Here is a 20,283-nt window from a genome sequence, read left to right as displayed (position 1 = left end):
GGTTAGATAACGATTGCCTCTGTTACACACTTACTAAGGCTTGTCAGCTTGATGTTGCTTGTCCTTTATATAAAAAGCGTGGATAAGGCCTCAGCTCCTTTCAAGATTAGGTATGTATAGAAAGCGCCTGCATTTATATTGAATGTAAAAACTGGGATCATTACAAACGAATGCGCTTTTTAAAAATTACGTTATCCAACTTTTATACGAGTTGGGTTTCAAAAATTCAATCTTCTTTAAGTGAAAAAGTTCCTGTAATAGTCAAAATCCAAGTATTAAAAATTTTCCTTATAGTTACGTATGTCGTACCCATTATCATCGTTTGGGGAATCATAAACAGGCGAAAGCCAGATAATGTCTACTCCGAGTTCTTTTAAGTAATCTAGTTTTTCAGTAATTCCATTTATGTCGCCAATCCCATCTCCATTACTATCATTAAAACTCCGTGGATAAATTTGGTAGACAACACTCTCTTTCCACCACTGTTTTGTCATTTTATTCATCCTTTCTTCATCTGTGCCTTTGCTTATGCTTTAACATTTTGCATTTCAAAAATTTTAAATAGATACGGTTTTACTTTAATCGATGATGTAATGGTGACGGGAACCTTAACAAACATATTTTCTTTTTGCTTATATTCCTGCATGTCAGGTTGCCAATCTAGTTCAATCTCTACAACATGATTGCTATTATTTACAATGATAATGACCCGTTTATGTGCATGATATTTTTCGAAAATAAGGGTGTTTGTTTTATCGTCAGCTTTTAGAAATCTAAAATGGGCTTGATTTGAAAAAACTTTATCTGATTTACGAAGCTGAATAAGTGCTTGGATATAATGAAGGAGGTCGTGATTTTGTTTTTCATCCTCCCAAATCATGCAAGCGCGGCATCCAGGATCCTGGCCACCGCTCATGCCAATTTCGTCACCATAATAAATGCATGGTGTTCCAATAAATGTTAACTGAAATAAGTATAAAAGTTTTACCCGTTCGATTTGTCCATTTGCTAAAGTGAGAATCCGTGGTGTGTCATGACTACTGAGTAAATTAAATGCGACTTCATTCACTGAGTCTGGATACATGTGGATTACTTCAGTCAAAATATTAGCGAAATTGTTGGCACTTATGTTTTGTTTGGCAAAAAACGCAATGGCGCTTTCTGTAAATGGGTAGTTCATCACTGCATCAAACTGATCCCCTTGCAACCAAGGCATGGCATCGTGCCAAATTTCTCCTAAGATATATGCATCTGGCTTGATATCCTTAACAGCTTTACGAAAGTCTCTCCAGAAGGCATGGTCAACCTCATTGGCAACATCAAGGCGCCAACCATCAATGTCGAATTCCTGTATCCAATAACGCGCGACGTCAAATAAATACTTTTTTACATTTGGGTTTTCCGTGTTTAGCTTTGGCATGGACGCCCCAAAAGAAAAGGTGTCATAATTTGGTTTTGGCGCTGTTATAACAGGAAAATCCCATATATGGAACCAATTCGCATATGTGGACTCTTCCTGATTTTTTAAAACATCTTGAAATGGTGGGAAGTAATAACCACTATGATTAAATACAGCATCTAGCATGACACGAATACCACGCTTATGACATTTTTTTACGAGTTTACGAAATGTCTCTTTATCACCAAATTGTGGATCAATTTCCATATAGTCAATCGTATCGTATTTATGGTTTGAATACGCCTTGAAAATTGGTGTAAAGTAAATGCCATTAATACCTAAATCTACTAAATAATCGAGGTGGTCGATGACACCTTGAAAGTCACCGCCGAAGAAGTTCGTTGGCGTCGGTTTACCTTCTCCCCATGGTAACGTACCAATTGGATTTAAATTAGCATCTCCATTAGCAAAGCGATCTGGAAAAATTTGATACCAAATTGTATCTTTTACCCAATCAGGAGCATTAAAAATATCCGCTTTGTTCAAATAAGGAAAACAGAAATAAAAGGATGTATCAGTTGGTGCAGTCGGGTAAAATCCTTTTTCCGTATAATAAATTGTTTCTTTTTCAGCTGAACATTTAAATCCATATCTTGTTCTGCGAAATTCTGGCTTTACTTCAGTACGCCAGTAATCATAAAGGTCTGTTGAACCTGACTTATGCATTGGTAAAGTATCGGTGATCCATTTGCCATCTTCCCATTGATAGGGATCTCCATAAATCAGAGAGACGGACTGTAAATCACCTTTTTTAGTCTGCAAAGCAATATGTAACGTATCTTTATCAAAGGCATAAGCAAAATTGTCTTTTGGTCGATGATGGATTGCTTCTATTAACAAACTTCAACCTCCTTTTATACAATCGATTGCATGATTTATGGTGTATTTGCTACACGAAAAATTCCAAACAATTGTTTTTTTACTAATTTAAATAGTAGTATAACAAAAATATAATTTTTATGTAAGCGTTATCTATATTGTTATGTTTAGTTTTGAGAATTTAATTAAAAATCACTTTTTATGTTGATTTTTAAAAAACGAGAATGTATACTGTAGTAAAGTTTAGTGCAACCGTTTTCATAGTTATGCACAAAACTTATAGAAAATTCCTTGGGGAGGGTCAATAAATGAAAAAATGGATAGTTGGATTATTTGCGCTTATGTTGGTTGTAGGAGTACTTAGCGCTTGTGGACCAGATGATGCAAAGGAAAAAGGAAAGTCTGACAAAGGAAAAGATACAACAACTGAAATGCCAGCGAAGCCACAAAAGCTAAAACTCTGGGTGAATGCAGAAGAGAAACAAGAAGATGCTGTGAAAGAAATTACAGAAAAATATACAGAGGAAACAGGTATTGAAGTTGAAATGGTTCCTGTCGACATGCTTGAACAAGTAGAAAAATTAGACGTTGAAGGTCCGGCTGGAAATGGACCAGATATTATATTTCAACCACATGACAGAATTGGTGATCTTGTATTACGTGGATTGGTGGAACCAGTTCATTTTGGAGACCACGAATCAGAATACACGGATACGGCATTAGAAGCAGTTCAGTTTGATGGCGATTATTGGGGCTATCCAGCTGTTATCGAAACATATGCGATGTATTACAACAAGAGTTTAGTAGATAAAGCACCAGAAACAATGGAAGATATTATGGCAGTTGCTAAAAGAGATACGGATGCAAGTAAAGATAAGTACGGTTTCTTAATGGAAGCAGCTAATTTCTACTTTACATACCCATTCTTCTCCGGGTACGGTGCTTACGTATTTGCAAATGAAAACGGTAACTATGATATTGATGATATTGGGCTTGCAAATGAAGGTGCGATAAAAGGTGGAGAACTCGTTAAAGAGTGGTTTGACGAAGGGTATATTCCGCAAGATTTAACACCAGATATTATGAACGGTTTATTTAGAGAAGGAAAGGTATCGACTGTATTGAACGGTCCTTGGATGGTACGTGAATATACTGATGGCATTGGAGATGACCTTGGTGTTGTACCACTTCCATTACTCGATAATGGTGAACATCCTAAGTCCTTCGTAGGGGTTAAATCTTACATGCTCTCATACTACTCAGATAATAAAGAGTGGGCTGAAGACTTAATGGCGTTTATTACAAACTATGAGAACTCGATGACATATTACGAAGTTGCGGGTGAAATTCCTGCTCGTGATGATGCGATGGAAGATCCAATTATTGCGGACGACCCAATTTATTCCGCATTTGCTGAGCAAACACAATATGGTGAACCAATGCCAAGTGTACCTGCTATGCAACAAGTTTGGGACCCAATTAATGATGCCCTAAACTTTATTTCTAAAGGTGAACCGGTAGATGAAGTATTGAAAGAAGCAGTAGAGTCGATTCATGACCAAATTGAAGCATCAGGAGCAAAATAAGTAATAGTACGCTCATGTAGTTTAACAAAATAGAAGTGACGTTAGTTGAACTTGCGAGAGTTAGGCATGGAGGAACTTACTACATCCTAGCTTCAAACAAAAGATATGGGGGCTTTTTCGCTCCCATATCACCTTTTAAAAGGTCGTTATGTAGGAGGAGAAGATATGGCGAACGAAAAAAAGAGGAAAGGCGATCTCAGTCAACCTCGAAATATTGCTACATTACTATCGGTCATTTTCCCTGGATTAGGGCAACTATACAATCGTCGTTTTATCAAAGGATTTGTTTTATTTATAGTTACCATTTCATTTTTAATCACCACATGGAATTATATTGATATTGGTATTTGGGGTTTATTTACACTTGGAACGATACCGCGTGAACATCACTCTATTCAACTGCTATTACAGGGTCTTATTGCTTTAATTGTTTTATCTTTTGCAATCGCCATTTACATATTTAATATTAAAGATGCTAGAAATGATGCAAAGCTTCGTGAAGATGGTTTTAAAAAGCCATCCGTTATAAGAGGAATATCAAGTTTTTACGATCGTGGATTTCCGTATTTTATGATTTTACCTGGACTTATCATGCTCGTGTTTATTGTTGTTTTACCACTTTTATTCATGTTAGCTTTGGCATTTACAGACTATAATCAATATAATGCACCACCTCGCAATCTACTAAGCTGGGTAGGTTTTAATAACTTTAAAGATTTGATGAATGTAGGAATTTGGAAAGATACATTTTTCAGTGTGTTTACTTGGACAATTGTTTGGACTGTTGTAGCTACTACTTTACAAATTCTTCTCGGCTTTTTCTTAGCATTAATGGTAAATGATAAACGGATTAAGTTTAAACGTACCATTCGAACTTTTCTTATTTTACCATGGGCTGTACCAGCGTTTGTATCGATTTTAATTTTTGCTGCATTATTTAATCCAACATTTGGGGCAATTAACCGTGATCTATTAAGTCAATTTAATATCATGATACCTTGGTTGTCTGATCCATTTTGGGCTAAAGTGGCGTTAATTATGATTCAAACATGGCTTGGCTTCCCATTTGTTTTTGCCCTATTCACAGGGGTACTACAAAGTGTTCCCGCTGATATGTATGAAGCTGCCGATGTCGATGGTGGAACGAGATGGCAAAAGTTAAAGCATATTACCGTTCCGCATGTGTTATATGCGACAGCACCGTTATTAATTATGCAATATGCGGGTAACTTTAATAATTTTAATATTATCTATCTATTTAATGAAGGAAATCCAGCCGTCCGTGGCCAAAATGCTGGAGGGACAGATATCTTGATTTCTTGGGTTTATAAATTAACATTTGAAACGAACAACTATAATATGGCAGCAGCTATAACGATTATTATGGGACTCATCATTTCAATATTTGCCTTTTTCCAATTTAGAAAAACGGCAGCCTTTAAAGAGGAGGGGCGTTACTAATGAAACAAAAAACAAAATCAAAAATTGAAGTGGCGTTCATTTATTTGTTTTTCCTCATTATGTTTGTGATTATTGCTTATCCGTTATTTTGGGCGGTGATGATGAGTTTAAACCCGGGCACGAATATGCTTGTCACAGACTTAATCCCGAAAAATCCAACGATAGAGCATTATAAATGGTTGTTTACAAGTCCAAAAAGTGATTACTTAATTTGGTATAAAAATAGTCTGTTTGTAGCAATTGCAAATGCGATTGGTTCAGTTATTATTACGTCTTTAATTGCGTATGCTTTTTCTCGATACAACTTTTTCGGGCGTAAGTATGGATTATATATGTTTTTACTTTTACAAATGTTTCCTGCATTAATGGGGATGGTAGCGCTTTATATTTTGTTGAACACAATTGGTTTAACAGATTCATTATTTGGTTTGTTACTTATTTATTTAGGTGGACAGATACCATTTAATGCTTGGCTAGTTAAAGGTTATTTTGATACGATACCGAAAGAGTTGGATGAAGCAGCCAAGATTGATGGGGCAGGGCATTTAAGAGTATTTTGGTCCATTATGCTTCCACTAGCTAAGCCTATTTTAGCCGTTGTAGCTTTATTTAACTTTATGGCACCGTTCATGGACTTCTTATTGCCAAGAATTGTTTTAACAAGTCCGAAAAACTTTACATTAGCACTTGGCCTTTTCAATTTTATTAACGACAAATTTTCAACGAACTTTACACGATTTGCTGCAGGAGCAATTTTGATTGCAGTACCAATTGCTTTAGTATTTTTGTTTTTACAACGCTACTTAATATCAGGCTTAACTGCAGGTGGAACAAAGGGATAGGATTTAATTGGAGCCAGTGAATATTACTTTGATAAAAGGCGAGAAATAGCCATCCTTCATGGTAAAATAGATTCAATAATAGATTGCAAGCAAACAAGGAGGTGCAAGGATGGCCGTTACAATAAAAGATGTTGCAAAAAAAGCAAATGTATCACCGTCAACTGTATCACGGGTAATCTCGGATAGTCCAAGGATTAGTGAACAAACGAAACGAAATGTGCGTCGCGTGATGGAAGAATTGGGGTACCATCTAAACTATAATGCACGTGTTCTTGCTCAACAAAAGACCAGAACTATTGGAATTGTAATGAAAAAATCAGCAAGTGACTCCCTTCACGATCCCTTTTTCCCAGAAGTATTAAGGGGAATAAGTGCATATTGCAATAAACAAGATTATAGTATTACCTTAACGACAGGCGAATCTGAAGAAGAGATTTTTAAAGATGTTGTGGATATGGTGCGTGGAAAGCGTGTAGATGGCATGATTGTGACATATTCCAAGCGTGATGATGAAGTAGTTCCATATTTAATTGAAAGTAATATTCCGTTTGTGCTAGTTGGTAGTCCAGATGAGATGTTAGATAAAATCATTTATATTGACAATGACAACATCAGGGCAGCAGAGGATGCGACAGATTACTTGATTCAGCTTGGACATAAGCAAATTGGTTATATCGGTGGCGATTTAAATTATGAAGTGTCCATTGCTCGTTTTAGAGGATATCAGGATGCATTAATGAAGAAGCAGCTTCCTTTTCGGAATGAATATGCGGTAAATCCTGCGGGTGATGTAGATATGTACGAGATTGTACTTGATTTTATGAATTTAAGTCATCCACCGACAGCTTTCGTTGTAACTGATGACCTTGTTGCTATGAAGGTGTTGCAAGTTTGTCATAAAGAAGGGATAAAAGTACCTAATGACCTTAGCATTATTAGTTTTAATAATGCGATGATTGCGCAGGTATCGAGTCCGGCTTTGACCTCAGTCGATACACAAGTGTTTCAGCTGGGGCATGAGGCAGCCAAGAGTCTGGTTGAGGAGATTAACGATCCTGCTGATTACAAAAAGAGTATTATTATACCAACGATAATCAAAAAGCGAGAGTCTTGTCAGGCAATAACTGCTTCATCAGCTAATTCAGAACTTGCTTAGACAAGGTGTTTAGACGAATCAATACTATATAACTTTTTTTGGATATTTTAATAAAAAGTAACGTGTGAATATTTTTGAGATATAAAAATATTAGTTTCGAGTTATTGGTTAATGATTCACTAAGGAGGAAACATCATGACTAGGAAATGGTGGAAGGAAGCGGTAGCCTATCAAATTTATCCGCGAAGTTTTATGGATTCTAACGGGGATGGGATTGGTGATATTCAAGGTATTATATCGAAACTTGATTACTTAAAGGGCCTAGGGATAGACGTGATTTGGATATCGCCAATCTATCAATCACCGAACGACGATAATGGCTATGATATTAGTGATTATCAAGCGATTTCACCAGAGTTTGGCACGATGAAGGACTTTGATGAATTGCTAGATGAGGTACATGCTCGAGGTATGAAGTTGATTATGGATCTCGTCATTAATCACACTTCAGACGAGCATGAGTGGTTCATTGAATCTCGTTCATCAAAAGATAATCCATATCGTGATTATTATATATGGCATTCCGGTAAAGAAGATGGACAGGAACCGAATAACTGGGAGTCTATTTTTGGCGGATCAGCTTGGCATTATGATGAAGAAACGGCCGAATACTATATGCATGTATTTTCACGAAAGCAGCCCGATTTAAATTGGGAAAATCCAGATGTGCGCCATGATTTATATAAAATGGTGAACTGGTGGCTAGATAAAGGTATCGATGGATTCCGGGTTGATGCGATCTCACATATTAAAAAAACACCTGGCTTTCCAGATATGCCAAATCCTAATAATAAAAAGTATGTTGCGTCATATGATGGACACATGAATCGACCTGGTATTCAAACTTACTTGGAAGAGTTAAAGAATGAGACATTTGGCAAGTATGATATTATGACAGTTGGTGAAGCAAATGGTGTTACTGTTGAGCAGGCAGATGAATGGGTCGGCGAGGAAAATGGCAAATTTAATATGATCTTTCAGTTTGAACATTTGGACTTATGGGGTAAAAGTCCAACAGGTGGTTTAGATATTCACGGGCTGAAAAAAACACTCAGTAAATGGCAAAATGGCCTTGATGGTATTGGTTGGAATGCTCTATTTCTTGAAAATCATGATCAACCGCGATCTGTTTCAACTTGGGCAAATGATACGACTTTAAGAAAAGAAGCAGCGAAAAGTTTTGCGACGATGTACTTTTTTATGCAAGGAACACCATTTATTTATCAAGGTCAGGAAATAGGTATGACTAATGTGAAATTTAATTCAATTGATGATTATAATGATGTGGCTATTAAAAATCTTTATAAGAGTGAGCGTGAAGCTGGAAAAACCCATGAGGAAGTTATGAAGATTATTTGGAAAAATGGACGTGATAATTCTCGGACTCCAATGCAATGGAATACGGAAGAAAATGCTGGATTTACAACAGGGACACCATGGCTGAAAGTAAATCCAAATTATAAAGAGATTAACGTTGAGATGGAATTGCAGAATTTGGATTCCATACTCAATTATTATAAAAAGATGATTCGTCTTCGTGAAGAAAATGATGTATTAATTTATGGAAGTTATGAACTTACTATGATGGATCATGAAGATATTTTTGCTTATAAGCGAGTATATGGTAATGAAACATACCTAGTGCTAGCAAACTTATTTGCCAAAGAAGTTACTGTTGAGTTCCCCAATGAGTTGGCTGGAGAACAAGCAGAATTAAAGTTGAGCAATTATGAAGTAGAAAACGGATATAAAACACTGGATAATCTAAGATTCCGCCCATATGAAGCACGCGTTTATAGAGTTTGAATCATGGGGACGGTTCTTGTGTTTCATTTTTGATAGCCAAGGTTGAGCAAGCAAATAAAGAATGAAGTGGGACGCCATTGTGTATAACATAATGGGTCCCATTGTTTTAATATGCAATTACAACGTTACCTTGAAACATCTTTATATTTAACATTCATTCCTCCACATCATAAGGACGCATCATATCATAATCTTCATGTTCTAATATATGGCAGTGCCATACGTAGCGACCGGTATACGGGGTGAATTTCACAATGACACGTGTATATTGTCCTGGTGGTGCGGAAACTGTATCTTTCCAACCGTGTTCATTTGGAAGTGGTGGAGTGGGTGCACCAGTGAATATGATTTGTTTTGTTTCATTATATATATCTAAGTCAAAGGGTTGGCGATTAAGAACCTGAAACTGAATAAGATGAATGTGAATGGGGTGGGGAAAGTCCGTGATGTTTACGAACGACCATATTTCAGTTTCGCCCAATTTCGGCTTTTCGGTGACAGGATCAACCCATTTTTTATCATTGAGCAAAAATACAGGCCTCTCATATTTATCTGGGACACTGGATAGTTTTAAGTTTCGAATGGTTGTGATCTTATTGTTTTTCAGTGATGGAATATAGGATAAATTCACAGGGATTTTACTTTCATCTTCAGTTGAGAGAGATTTCCCGACTTTGAATTGCATCACGTCATCTGTTTGATCTTCTGGATCGGCATCAGGGCCAAGGTCGTTTTTTAAATGGATTGTTTCTCCGGGGTAATTAGAAAAATCAATAATGACATCTGCACGCTCTGCTGGTGATAAAGCTAATTGCACAAGTGGAACAGTTTTTCGCAATAAGCCACCATCTGAACCGATTTGATAAAAAGTACCCCCGTTATCAAGATAAAGTTGATATGCACGGGTGTTAGCTGCATTTAAGATTCGGAAACGATACTTTCTTGGTTCTACCTCTAAATAAGGCCATACTTTTCCATTCACCAAATTCGTATCTCCAAGGAAAAAGGGCTGGATGGATGGGTCAGGCAATTTTGGACTATCTGGATCCTGTTGAGGCTGACGCGGATATGCTAGCGATCCATTCCGATTAAATGACCGGTCCAGAAGCATTAATGGTATTTCATATTCGCCCTTTGGTAATGGTAACTTCTCTTCCTCTTCACCGCGAAGAATATACATGCCAGCAAGTCCTGCATAAACATTGAGCCGCGTAATACCCATCGCATGGTCATGGTACCACATTGTTAATGGACGTTGATCATTGGCGTAATGGTAAACTTCTCTTTCGAAATAAGAACCTACCTCTCTAAAATCACGTGTATACCATGCTTCGGGGTAGCCATCGCTATCAGGTAGGGTCTCACCACCATGTAAGTGGGTGACAGTACGTACTTCAGGCATCGTATCTAAATGATGAAATGATTTGTCTACAGGTAGAATATGCCTTGATGGAAGTTTATTCGCCCATTTGACCTGGATAGGCCTACCCTGTTTCACATCAAAGAGCGGACCAGGAAATTGACCGTTATATCCCCATAAAGTTGTTGGCGGTAAGTCAGCATGTAGCTTCTGACGAAATTCTCTCATTTCAATATGATAATAATCGTCTTTTTTATTACGACGATCCGGTTTAACGACTGCCATGATGGGCAGACGATCCACAAATTTTCTAAGTCTTGGACTCAATATTCCCAACTCCTACTGATTTTTTATCCATACTATATTAGATGTTTCACAACGCGCAAAGGTGCTCGCAACATGGGGACGGTTCTCGTGTTTCATTATTTTTATATTGTAATGGGGAAGTGTTGGGCGTTTCTTATAATGAACAAACTTATCTGTTTAATTACAAAAGGAAAATGTCTGTATAAATAAGGATTTAGAACTTAATTATGGTGATTGGGTGAGGATGTTATAAAATGCTGACATAATAACATGTGACAAAAAGTGTAATATATATAAAACGACTGGACAGTGGAAATAAGAGATTAAGGAGAGGCTACATGCAAAAGTGAGAACAAGCCTTCTTGTGTTGATGGAATATTCAACCTTTAGGGTAACTGTTGATATGGAAACTGAAAAGACACTTTCCCAGATACATTGGGAATATGAGGGGGTGGAAATATAAGTGGAGTGATACGGGATAGGTTGTACATACAATAGATTGACATTAAAAACACAATCTTGGGGTGGAGGACTGCAAAGAACGGGGGATGAAGCGGAAAAATCGTTCTTCCGCCCCCCAAAATCTGATGAAACAAGAGAACCGTCCCCATGTTTCAAAATTTTATGTTTTTTAAGTCTTGTTGTGCTTGTGGTGGTATGGTTCTGTCGTGAAATACATAAAATATTGGTGTTGTGAATTGGGTATTGCCTGTTGGTATTGACATGCGTTCTGAAATACCATTAGCGAGTACTTCCTTATTGATATACGTATATTGCATGTCTTTGGAATTGGTAATAATTTGGATATGCTCTTTCTTGTCGCTGCATCCTATGATTAAATCACGTTCAATTATACTTTCCAATTCTCCCTTACCAGCAATTATTTTAATCCAATCCCCATTTTTATCCTGCGTACGCGCCCAATTATGTGCCATATGTTCTCCAGGATTGAAAAAACCACCTGTATGCCAATTTTTTTGATCAAAGTATGTGCCCGTTCCTTGATTAATTTCGGAAACATGACATAGGATAGGAACACCAGGCAAGGTCAAGAAATATTGGTGATAGGTGAGCCCCTTATATGCTTCATTTTCCCGAATAGACGTTGTAAGCTTGATTCCCTTCCACTTATTACCTTTATTATCTATTAAACTTGCAAAGGCCGCTGTACTCTGTTCTTTTGAAAGAGAATATGGTCGAATTGCGGATAATCCGCTCCATAAGCCACCTGACCATGGATTCCACCACAATTTTGGTTTTAGTTTTGGAAATGATGTATCCAACCATTCTTCTCCCTTGTATGCGAAACAATGTAACGAAGGGAAAAATGTTGGTGTTGCTTTAAATTGTATGATTCCATTATCAATTGTCCACGTTTCCAACCCTTTGTCAGTAACTACTTCTGCTTTCATATCTGTATGCTTTTGTTTTACGATTAATGTTTCTCTTTCGTGAATGACTGCATCTAGTGTCGCCTTTAGATTTATAGTAGTAATGGCTGGTATGTTTTCCAATGGAAGTTCTGCTAGCCATTCTGTTTTTTGTTCCTCACGATGGAACTGTTCTTCTACCAATTTCGCTTGTGTTGGAGACAGGGATAGTGACAATTCTCCATGCAAATAGTTTGATTTATAATCTTTTACCTTGCAAATAGCTTTTTCTCCTATCACAAACGGATTGTTGTTATCCAATGAAACGTGTAAGTGTTGAACAGTTTGTATATTCGTTGTGCTAGCAGATTGATTAGCAAACGAGCGAAACGTATCGACATCATGAAATGCACCGATGGAAAAATAAATAGCATTTGTTTTGACGGTACTTTTTCCTGCAATTTTTCCAAACTGATACTCGAAATAATTAGACCATGAATCAAAATGGATGTTGTCTTCCGGATGCCAACACATGCCAAGAGGATTTTGATGATCATTTACAAACAACCAATTTTCTGAGATAAGGTTTTCATCCCACTCTTCATAGGAATTACCGACGGAGTCATTCATTTCCACCATTTTGCCGTCATATGGAATCGTTGCTCTATCAAGGTCGAAATAAATGGGTTGGTTAAGCCATATGGATTCGCTTGTTCTCACATCTTGCATATTTTCAACTTCATAGTAATTTTCTAACAGTCCATCACTGAAAAGCTTTAGAAACATATGCAATTTGATGGCAGGAAAAGCAGCTAGTTCAAAGGTCACTTTTGCCATGCTAAAGCCCGCACCATCTACGTATTGAATTGCAGTTGGTTTTGTTTTTGCTAATTCCTCCGAATAAGGCTTCCCAAGCATAGGCGTTAAAATGGTTAAACGACTTTCCTTTTTCTTTTTTCCAGTAAGCACGGTATGATCACTTTTATCTAATGTGGCGAAATATTGGCCACTGTATAGTTGGATATAATCTTCGTCCTCGCCGTGAAATGTAGCGCCAATCCCTCTCAATGGAATCCCAACTTCTTTTGTAAAATGAATTTCTTCGCCATTATCTTTTACGGCTTTTATATCTAATGGTGCATGATAATAGCCGTGAGACTTTGTTAGGAACGGAACCGGTATGGAGACTTTTTCCTTTGGTTCGATTGCCACTTGTAATGTTTGTTCACTTAGCTCTAGTAAAGGCGATGTAGGAAAGCGCAACTCGAAACAGGCTCGCTCTCTAAAATTGTTCGTGATATCCATATAAAATATGCTTCTTTTTCCGACAAATGTTACATCATCTGGTAAAATTGCCTTTATTTGTGCAGGATATTTTGGTAAAATTCCAACTTTAAACATGGCCTGCTTTCCATTAATTCCCACAGTGGTTTGTACAGTAGGGTGTGTTTTAAACGTATCTTGTTCTTCTTGAATGGCATCTACAAAAAACGTTCCTGTTATTTGTGTAGTATCCGTTACTTCGATTTCCTTTTGTAAATGAAACTGAATGTTTTTGTCACTTATTCCGGCTAAATCTATATGGAGTGGCTTTCCGGATTTATTATGAATGTTGTACAGGATCGTGTAAGGCTTTCCAAAGACTAATTGACGATTTTCTACTGTAGCTGAAATAGAATAATCATTTGTTTCGATTAATCGGATACCTCTTCCAGTACGCTCAAATTCGATTCGAAGCGCCTCATCTTCCCTTTTCCAAGCATATTCATAATAATGAAAGTCATTTTCTACCTGGCCATCAGGCTTCACCTCGATTTCACGCGTACTCATATCGTACCAGTTTGCACCATTAAAAAAGTCTTGAATAGCCGCTGTATGCAGTACCGTCGGCATAAAATTCATTAAGTGTGTCGTGTCATCACGATCTTCCCAAAAAAATCCGCACTTTTTATAAAGTGGTACAGCCTTCGTGTTCCCAGGCCACGTGTACAAATCAAGTCTTGGCCACTTTAATTGAATCGCTTCCTGTAAGGCCGTTAAAAGCAATTTCTTGCCAATCTTTTTACCGTGATAGTCATCTCGGACGTTAAGGAGAGGTATATATAGCGCTCCTTCATCTTCTCGGTATTCACTTAAACCACAATAACCAACAACTAAATCTCCTTCAAGAGCTAAATAGGTATGGATATTGGTTGAGCTGGCTTCGCGATGTAATATAGATTCTTCCGTATCAACCGTATTCGCACCACCCCAGCCATCACGACTGTTATTCCACATATCTGCAACTTTGGCAGCGTATCGTTCATCATATTTTACAATCTCAATTTGCAATGTATTCATCTCCTCTTTGGTGTGGGACATCATATTAGGCAAGAATGATTTATCTCGTTTTGCCCCCCCAATTTTTGCTTGTGCAATTTACTGATACAAAAAAGGACTATTCCACCCCTGAATAGTCCTTCAAATTCTCCTAGATAATGTAAGTAAACATACAAAATTATCTGAAATATGGAATTAAAAAAACCATAGTGTGCATAATACCCTATGGTCCTGTATACAGTAACTTAAAAATCAGCTAGAACAATAGGTTGTGTACAACATGTTATGAAGTTTTACGATATAAAGATTTTCTAGATTTTCTCTAACCAAGATCATGTCGAACACCCCTCCTATTAGTTTTAAAGATTTTTATTTTATCATTATACAGAAAATTTAGGAGTTTGTAAAGGGGTGAAACATGGGGACGGTTCTCACGTGTCACTTGGTGCAGTGAAACGTGGAGATTTTCCCACACTTCGTTGTTAGAGCGATGAAACATCAGAACCGTCCCCATGTTTCATGAATGGTGTAATGATGGGTATATTAATTAGTGGAAGGTGGGGATGACTATGCCGGAGTTACCGGAGATGGAGAATTATAGAGCGTTGCTGGATGAAAGAATTGTTGGTCATGAAATTTCGGACGTGATAATTGGAAGGGAAAAATCGATTAATATGAAACCGGATGAATTTGCACGGATTACCCGGCAACATAAAATTGTGAATGTCGAGCGGCGGGCAAAATATCTAATTTTTCACTTGGAAAATGGTTATCAATTACTTCTACATCTCATGCTTGGGGGATGGATGTTTTACGGAAAGGAATCTGAAAAGCCAAAACGGACGGTACAGGTTCAGCTTTCATTTGGGGAAAACAACCTTTATTTTATAGGTTTAAGACTAGGATATCTGCATGTACATACAAGGGAAACTTTGCATAAAGAATTGATGAGCCTAGGGCCGGAGCCTTTAGATAAAACTTTTACGGTTGATATATTTATGCAAATTATTGCCAAGCATAAAGGTGCGTTAAAAACAACGTTATTAAAACAGGATGTAATTGTTGGCATTGGTAATCGCTATTCGGATGAAATTCTATGGCAGGCAAAACTTTTGCCTCATAAAAAGGCTAGCACTTTAGCAGAAACTGAAATCAGACAGCTATTTTCATCAATTCAAGATATTTTGCGCCAAGCAATTGCGTCAGGTGGATATATGGAGAATCGACTATTTATCGGGGATTCACATACTGGTGGCTATGCGAAAATGATGTATGTTCATGATCGAGAAGGTGAACCATGCAAGCGGTGCGGGCACCCCATCACGAAAACTGAAATGTCATCACATGCGACATTTTATTGTGGGGAATGTCAGGTTTAATAAGAGTATTTGTAAAGTAAATGGGGGGATTTCAGTTAGGACTGTTTCTGTGTCAAAAGTTAGAAGTCCGAATTTATTCGCAGCACTATTACATTTACCGAATTAGCAAAGCGAAGGAAAAAAGGGGGATATTCATGCGATTTGGATGCCATTTATCAATTAAAAATGGGTTTTTGGGAGCGGCTAAACAAGCGTATGAAATGGGCGCTGGTGCGTTTCAATATTTTTCTAAAAACCCACGCAGCCTTGGTGTGAAAGAGTTTCAATTAGAAGATGCGACTTTATGTAAACAATTTTGTGAGGAGAAAGATATATTATCAGTTATTCACTCACCATATCCAACAACACTCACACCTAAAACGAATAAAAAGCGAGAAGCAGTGTTAGCATCGCTGCATAATGATCTTGTAATTGCGGATGCTTGTGGCTCAATTGGGGTTGTTGTTCATTTTGGAAAACAGTTAGAGCCTGAGAAACCTCTCCAAAGTTATCAGTTGATGATTGAAATACTAAATGAAGTGTTAGTCGGATGGGATGGGCAAGCAAAAATATTATTAGAAAACACGGGTGGATTACCAGGTACGATTGGCACAACATTGGACGAGTTAGCCCAGGTGCGGAATCTTTGTCAGGAACAAGAAAAGATAGGGTTTTGTTTTGATACATGTCATGCTTTTGCAAGTAGTTTGTGGGACGGGGATAATTGGCAAGAAGTGATGGAACGTGGTAATGAATTGGCATATTTTGATCATTTGGAAGTTATTCATTTAAATAATTCTAAGTATGCTACTGGGACGGGAAAAGATCGCCATGCGCCAATTTTTAATCAAGGATACATTTTAGAAACACAATTTAATGATATATTGACAACTCCCCAACTTCGCGACATCCCATTTATTTTGGAAACCCCGAAAGAAGAAGTACCACATGAAAAAGAAATCGCCATGTTACAAGAAAAATGGTGAAACGCAGGGACGGTTCTCCTGCATCACTTGAGTGATGAAACAGGAGAACCGTCCCGGTGTTTCAATGTCATCCTTCTTTCTGTAATTTATGATTTCTTTTGTGATATAATTTCTCTAATATGGTGTGTTTACTTTGGACATTTACATAATGATTTTATTTCTTTTTGGAATCATAATATTATAATGTTTTCTTTAATTATCTTCACGAATATCTTTAGATTCGACAACCCTCATATAATTATAATAATTCAAAGTTTATTATAAACACTATTATTGAAGAAATTAGTCGATGAGAGAGTTGTATAATTTTAACAGTAGGAGGTTTAATTGTGAAAGAGAAATTAGAAGAAAGTGATAATCAAAATAAATCTCATATACAAGTATTTGATACAAGATTTGCCTTAACGTTTGTTAATCAGACAATCCATGTATTATATGATAATAAGGAATATCAAGTACAAGTTAACGACATTGATTTAAACCCAATTAAATTAGAGCATATTGTATCTATCGATAAGCTCGTTGCAGTCATTAATATTGAAACAACTCACTATCTTCTTGTTTTGGAAAATGAAGGGTTATGGATCAGGCGAGATAATGGAAATCCTCTGTTCAATACGGTAATTGAACATAATTACGATATTGGTGTTAGCGTAAAGATTACAAATGGTTATTTTGTTCAAATCATGAAGGGAAATAGCGTTATTTTTGAGTTTGATAATTTCTTTACAACAGATGAGATGAATGAAACATTGTCTGTCGAACTGAACACGTCTCAGGAAGAAAGTCGTTTTATTGTAGTTGCTCTTGTGAATAGTGAATTCCACCATTTGGTAATTACATATGACATTGAAAAGGCAGAAATTAATGTATTTAAAATACTTGTTAAAAAGATTAAATATCATCCGAGTTTTAAAATAGAAATCGTTAACCGAAATCAATTACGAGTTGCCCTTAAAAATGGTAGTGAAGAAGACGAACGGATAATTGATATAAGAAAAGCGAATAGGAAAGCAAAGAAATGGTTTGAGGCAGATTACTTAAATGATTTTAGCGATGAACACATTTTACTTCTAGTTAGCATTAATAAACGAAGATATTATGTATACAACCAAAAAAATGGTATCTTTTTTGTAAGATCGAATCCTTATCGTGTTTCACGATTAGCAGTTAGGCTTTTTGCAAGTAGGTTACCTAAAGGTTTTTTACTTTATGGTAGATTCAAACATAACGCGTATAATTCTCAATTTCGATATGACCAAATTTATTTGCAGAATGAGAAGAAAAAGCTAGGAAAGTTTATTAGGCCCTTTAAAAAAATAAAGTTGTTGAATCAGTTCGGATTTATTCTTATACCATATTATGTTGTTCAGGGTCAAGAAAGGGTTCATGTCAATTTAATGTGTGGTGATGATCAACATATATTGCATAATGTGAAATTAAAGTATCACGATATACCTGTAAAAACGTTGAAAATAAAGAGATATGAAAATGATATGTTAATCATGAGAACAAATTTACATGGAAATATTACATTGACAAAGATCCCATTTAGTCAGGAGTATACGTTTGCTTCTCGAATAAAAAAGGGGCTCGGGAAATTTATTGGGAGCTTCCTTAAACATAAAACAATTAACTTATTCTTTGAAAAGAAAAGTATGAAAGCGGATGAATCATCTTTTCGTGTATTTGAAAAGGTGAAAAAACGATCCGATATAACATCTACAAACGTTTTTGTACTCGATAAAAACAGTACAGACTATTCTGGGTTAAAAAAGAAATATAATAGTAGCCTTATAACTAAATATAGTATGAAACATTATATTTATACGTTCGCATCGTCTCATTTTATTTCATCTGAATTACCAAACCATCTATTTAATGATCGGCTCTATATAGATGATTTACGGGATAAGTTAATGCACACACCATCGGTATTTTTACAACATGGGATCATGTTTGCAAAACCGGTAGATAATCCAATGGCGATGGGATTTCACAAGGAAAATAATCAATATAACATTATAAAAAACGTGATAAGTTCAGATTTAGAAGCGGAGCAATTTTACAAAATGGGGTATTCGCATGAGGAATTAATGAAGACAGGTTTAGCAACTTTGGATTATGCGAAATTAGATAATGATGCAAATAAGATTGCGTATATGCCAACTTACCGGTTTTGGGAGGAACAATTAATTTATTCCGGGAAGATCGAGCAAACAACGTATTATAAGTCAATTATGAAAGTGATTCGTTTGTTTGAGGAGAATCAGTTATTGGATCGTTTGATGGTGATACCACATAATAAATTCTCTGAATATATTTTTGAGAATATGAGTGAGTATAAGGATGTTATTGCACCCAATCCATCGGAAGCATTAAAGAAAGCAATTGTATTTATAACAGATTATTCTTCAGCTATTTATGATGCGATATACAGAGGAGCGTACCCAATTTTTTATTGGGAAGAAAAGTCGTATTTAATTGAAAGCTACCGAGCTATCCCGCCTGTTAATGAATCAAATGCACCCGGACCGATTGCAAAGTCGAGAGATGATTTGTTGCGATTAGTAAAAAATGCATTAGATAGAGACTGTCAGCTCGAAGAAGAATATAGGGAAAAATATAAAAAAATTAATGAGTTCCACGATAATAAAAATACGGAACGAATTATCAGTATCCTACAGAAGGAACACATACTTTGAAACGCAGGGACGGTTCTCCTGCATCACTTGAGTGATGAAACAGGAGAACCGTCCCGGTGTTTCGCTTATGCACTTTTCTGAATGAGGCCGTCTTTCATGGTGATGACTCTATCTGTATATTGAAGCATTTCCTCTTCATGTGTGACGAGTAATGTTGTTATATGCAACGATTTTGTTAAATCTTGTATTAGTTTCATGACTTCTATTGATCTTTTTGAATCAAGACTGGCTGTTGGCTCATCTGCAAATAGCATGGTTGGTTTATGAATAATTGCTCGTGCAATGGCAACCCGTTGTTTTTCACCACCTGATAATGACGAAGGGTAGGCATCTTTTCGGTGATCCATCCCCACAAGTTTTAGCATGCGTTTGACTTCTAATTTCTTCTCCTGCTTTTTCATTTTTGACCCTGAAACATCAAGCATTAACATCAGTTGTTCTTCAACACTTAAAAAAGGAACTAAGTGGGATGCCTGGAAGATAAATCCGAACTGTTCTGCGCGGATTTTACGTACTTGATCTTGTTTCAGTGAAGCTAAATTTTGTCCATTAAATATGATTTCACCATCGGTTGCTGGTTGTAGACCTGCTGCAATAGTTAGTAGTGTACTTTTTCCTGAACCAGAAGCACCGACCAATGCTGTGACCTCACCTTGTTTCAACGTAAGATCAATTCCTCTTAATACTTGTTCTTCTACTTCACCATTTTGGAAGTTTTTAGTGAGATTATCAATTTTAAATAAATCCATT

Annotated in this window: 12 protein-coding genes and 1 pseudogene; 8 read left to right on the top strand and 5 right to left on the bottom strand. The window is 36.6% G+C overall.

Annotation, left to right across the window (positions count from 1 at the left end):
• Nucleotides 1-284: 284 nt before the first annotated feature.
• Nucleotides 285-494 (bottom strand): annotated as a pseudogene (locus ACFFIS_RS17985) (alpha-amylase family glycosyl hydrolase); the annotation flags it as partial.
• Between the two features lie 32 nt (nucleotides 495-526).
• On the bottom strand, nucleotides 527-2,299 hold the full coding sequence (locus tag ACFFIS_RS17980; protein WP_390188633.1) for a glycoside hydrolase family 13 protein: 1,773 nt from the start codon (nucleotides 2,297-2,299) through the stop codon (nucleotides 527-529).
• Nucleotides 2,300-2,586: 287 nt separating this feature from the next.
• On the opposite strand from ACFFIS_RS17980, the gene ACFFIS_RS17975 reads away from it, so the two are divergent.
• From ACFFIS_RS17975 to ACFFIS_RS17955, 5 genes are all read left to right on the top strand, one after another.
• Nucleotides 2,587-3,864 (top strand): sugar ABC transporter substrate-binding protein, encoded by a 1,278-nt coding sequence (locus ACFFIS_RS17975; RefSeq protein WP_320380023.1) that lies wholly within the window; start codon nucleotides 2,587-2,589, stop codon nucleotides 3,862-3,864.
• Nucleotides 3,865-4,029: 165 nt separating this feature from the next.
• Nucleotides 4,030-5,325 carry a sugar ABC transporter permease gene (locus ACFFIS_RS17970; RefSeq protein WP_320380022.1) on the top strand — a complete coding sequence of 432 codons (1,296 nt, stop codon included), beginning with the start codon at nucleotides 4,030-4,032 and terminating at the stop codon, nucleotides 5,323-5,325.
• On the top strand, nucleotides 5,325-6,167 hold the full coding sequence (locus ACFFIS_RS17965; protein WP_320380021.1) for a sugar ABC transporter permease: 843 nt from the start codon (nucleotides 5,325-5,327) through the stop codon (nucleotides 6,165-6,167). The genes ACFFIS_RS17970 and ACFFIS_RS17965 overlap by 1 nt, the downstream gene beginning before the upstream one ends.
• Before the next feature lie 109 nt (nucleotides 6,168-6,276).
• The gene (locus tag ACFFIS_RS17960; protein ID WP_390188631.1) at nucleotides 6,277-7,323 is read left to right on the top strand and encodes a LacI family DNA-binding transcriptional regulator; all 1,047 of its coding nucleotides are present in this window, start codon (nucleotides 6,277-6,279) and stop codon (nucleotides 7,321-7,323) included.
• Between the two features lie 135 nt (nucleotides 7,324-7,458).
• Nucleotides 7,459-9,129, top strand: coding sequence for a glycoside hydrolase family 13 protein (locus ACFFIS_RS17955; RefSeq protein WP_390188629.1), 1,671 nt, complete (start codon nucleotides 7,459-7,461; stop codon nucleotides 9,127-9,129).
• Nucleotides 9,130-9,283: 154 nt separating this feature from the next.
• Here ACFFIS_RS17955 and ACFFIS_RS17950 read toward each other — a convergent pair whose 3' ends face one another.
• Together ACFFIS_RS17950 and ACFFIS_RS17945 are read right to left on the bottom strand one after the other, a co-directional pair.
• A complete protein-coding gene (locus ACFFIS_RS17950; RefSeq protein WP_390188627.1) occupies nucleotides 9,284-10,816 on the bottom strand; it encodes a multicopper oxidase family protein in 1,533 nt (510 codons plus the stop codon).
• A 593-nt stretch (nucleotides 10,817-11,409) separates the two neighbouring features.
• On the bottom strand, nucleotides 11,410-14,496 hold the full coding sequence (locus ACFFIS_RS17945; RefSeq protein WP_390188626.1) for a GNAT family N-acetyltransferase: 3,087 nt from the start codon (nucleotides 14,494-14,496) through the stop codon (nucleotides 11,410-11,412).
• Nucleotides 14,497-15,053: 557 nt separating this feature from the next.
• On the opposite strand from ACFFIS_RS17945, the gene mutM reads away from it, so the two are divergent.
• The 3 genes from mutM (at nucleotide 15,054) to ACFFIS_RS17930 (ending at nucleotide 19,533) form a co-directional block, all read left to right on the top strand.
• Nucleotides 15,054-15,863 carry a bifunctional DNA-formamidopyrimidine glycosylase/DNA-(apurinic or apyrimidinic site) lyase gene (gene mutM / locus ACFFIS_RS17940; RefSeq protein ID WP_390188624.1) on the top strand — a complete coding sequence of 270 codons (810 nt, stop codon included), beginning with the start codon at nucleotides 15,054-15,056 and terminating at the stop codon, nucleotides 15,861-15,863.
• A gap of 134 nt (nucleotides 15,864-15,997) precedes the next feature.
• On the top strand, nucleotides 15,998-16,828 hold the full coding sequence (locus ACFFIS_RS17935; protein WP_320380015.1) for a deoxyribonuclease IV: 831 nt from the start codon (nucleotides 15,998-16,000) through the stop codon (nucleotides 16,826-16,828).
• A 329-nt stretch (nucleotides 16,829-17,157) separates the two neighbouring features.
• On the top strand, nucleotides 17,158-19,533 hold the full coding sequence (locus ACFFIS_RS17930) for a CDP-glycerol glycerophosphotransferase family protein (protein ID WP_390188622.1): 2,376 nt from the start codon (nucleotides 17,158-17,160) through the stop codon (nucleotides 19,531-19,533).
• Between the two features lie 65 nt (nucleotides 19,534-19,598).
• Here the strand turns inward: ACFFIS_RS17930 and ACFFIS_RS17925 are convergent, their stop codons facing one another.
• On the bottom strand, nucleotides 19,599-20,282 hold the full coding sequence (locus ACFFIS_RS17925) for an ABC transporter ATP-binding protein (protein ID WP_390188620.1): 684 nt from the start codon (nucleotides 20,280-20,282) through the stop codon (nucleotides 19,599-19,601).
• Nucleotide 20,283: the final 1 nt, after the last annotated feature.

This window comes from Paracerasibacillus soli (assembly GCF_042432965.1).
Taxonomy (GTDB): domain Bacteria; phylum Bacillota; class Bacilli; order Bacillales; family Amphibacillaceae; genus Paracerasibacillus; species Paracerasibacillus soli.
The sequence above is the reverse complement of the archived record's forward strand: the minus strand, read 5'-3'. Positions and strand labels throughout refer to the sequence as shown.

Coding starts and splice junctions, on each gene's coding strand:
- ACFFIS_RS17975 (WP_320380023.1), top strand. CDS start 2,587: ATGAAAAAATGGATAGTTGGATTATTTGCGCTTATGTTGGTTGTAGGA.
- ACFFIS_RS17970 (WP_320380022.1), top strand. CDS start 4,030: ATGGCGAACGAAAAAAAGAGGAAAGGCGATCTCAGTCAACCTCGAAAT.
- ACFFIS_RS17965 (WP_320380021.1), top strand. CDS start 5,325: ATGAAACAAAAAACAAAATCAAAAATTGAAGTGGCGTTCATTTATTTG.
- ACFFIS_RS17960 (WP_390188631.1), top strand. CDS start 6,277: ATGGCCGTTACAATAAAAGATGTTGCAAAAAAAGCAAATGTATCACCG.
- ACFFIS_RS17955 (WP_390188629.1), top strand. CDS start 7,459: ATGACTAGGAAATGGTGGAAGGAAGCGGTAGCCTATCAAATTTATCCG.
- mutM (WP_390188624.1), top strand. CDS start 15,054: ATGCCGGAGTTACCGGAGATGGAGAATTATAGAGCGTTGCTGGATGAA.
- ACFFIS_RS17935 (WP_320380015.1), top strand. CDS start 15,998: ATGCGATTTGGATGCCATTTATCAATTAAAAATGGGTTTTTGGGAGCG.
- ACFFIS_RS17925 (WP_390188620.1), bottom strand. CDS start 20,282: ATGGATTTATTTAAAATTGATAATCTCACTAAAAACTTCCAAAATGGT.